Raw genomic sequence first — 1,578 nt, 5'->3', positions numbered from 1 at the left:
TGGTTGCTCATGACCGCGTAGCCACATATTTCAATGCAAAACACTTTTGCCAGCGTCAGTAGTTTTTCTTCTACCCAATCTCGCCGATGCTCATATGAACGGCCTGTGAAGCGGTCTTCGCCGCATAAAAACGCCCGACGTACACACCGGGAAATACAGTGATAATATTTGGTATCGGTTAAGCTAACCTGCTTCTTCCTTGCAGTTGGCATAGTCCATTGTCCTCAATCCTTTGAGCGTGTTCTAAGCGTAGACGCCACATCAAAAGTGCGCCATTTTTAGGTGGGTGATTGAGATGGACGCTCCTAAATCGGCGTCAATGCGCCAAACTGAGAGTGATATTTACAGTTAACAGGAGCATCCATCATGAATCAAGTTAGCACACTATCCATTGATCTGGCTAAAAACGTTTTTCAATTACTCGCTGTGGATAAGCACGGCAAGCCTTGCTTTTCCCGCAGGGTGAACCGTCAGAAGTTGAAAGAAACCATTCAGAATATGCCGCCTTGTGAAGTCGTTATGGAGGCCTGTGGCTGTGCCCACTACTGGGGAAGAATGTGTATCAAAGCAGGTCATAAAACACATTTGGTACCTGCGCAGCATGTCACCCCTTTTGTAAGAGGGAATAAAAATGATAAGAATGATTGTCTTGCCATTTATGAAGCCAGCCGGCGACCTTACATTCGCTTTGTGCCTGTGAAATCAGAATCACAGCAAGCCGTACTATTACTGCACTGGATGAGGGAAAGGTTGGTTAAGGCGCGTACCGCATGCCTGAATCAGACCCGAAGTTTTCTGCTTGAATTTGGCATTGAAACACCTAAAAGTTATCGCGCTTTTTACAATCACATTCAGACCTTACTCGACCAACAACTGCAACCGGTCATTTTGTTGCTTATACACGAAACTTGCGCCGAACTGAGAGCCTTTGAACGCCAGTTAAGACAACTCGACTCTCTGTTTCGAGATGCAAACCAACGCAGTCCGGCTGTTGAAATCATGCAATCCCTGCCAGGTGTTGGCCCTATCATCGCGTCTGCTTTTAGTGCCAGCATAGATAAAGGCCAAGCATTTAATAGTGCCAAAGAGTTCGGTGTCTGGCTAGGGCTCACACCCAGACAATATGCTTCCGCCGATAAAAGCGTTCTGAGCCATATCACCAAGCGAGGGGACAGGTACCTGCGCAAGCAATTAATCCACGGTGCTCGTACTGTGGTCACACACGCACATAAAAAAGACGATGATTTAAATCGCTGGGTCAGCGCTTTGCGAGAGCGTGTTGGAGTCAATAAAACCATTGTGGCCACTGCCCACCGGCTGGCCAGGTTGATGTGGATATTACTACAGAAAAATGAACCATATCAGCCGCAATATACACAATCGGGGGCGACACAATGCATCAAGGATTAGGTTGTCAGGAGAGTTCGGAAAAGACAAGGGTCATTGAACCCGTGTGGGTGTTGTGAGTCACTGACAACCGCTTATCTGTTTGCCAAAGTACGATGAAAAAAGGTCCAACCGTGCCTGCGTAAAACCCGACGACGGCACGGTCGTTACAGACCGAGTGGGTGTATTAAT

Annotated in this window: 1 protein-coding gene and 1 pseudogene; one reads left to right on the top strand and one right to left on the bottom strand. The window is 47.3% G+C overall.

Annotation, left to right across the window (positions count from 1 at the left end; genetic code table 11):
• Positions 1-212 (bottom strand): annotated as a pseudogene (locus CWB98_RS23090) (transposase); the annotation flags it as partial.
• A gap of 154 nt (positions 213-366) precedes the next feature.
• Here CWB98_RS23090 and CWB98_RS23085 point away from each other — a divergent pair.
• The gene (locus tag CWB98_RS23085) at positions 367-1,410 is read left to right on the top strand and encodes an IS110 family transposase (protein WP_138546940.1); all 1,044 of its coding nucleotides are present in this window, start codon (positions 367-369) and stop codon (positions 1,408-1,410) included.
• Positions 1,411-1,578: the final 168 nt, after the last annotated feature.

Source organism: Pseudoalteromonas rubra (assembly GCF_005887115.1).
Taxonomy (GTDB): domain Bacteria; phylum Pseudomonadota; class Gammaproteobacteria; order Enterobacterales; family Alteromonadaceae; genus Pseudoalteromonas; species Pseudoalteromonas rubra_F.
This window is presented reverse-complemented; position numbering and strand designations above follow the sequence as displayed.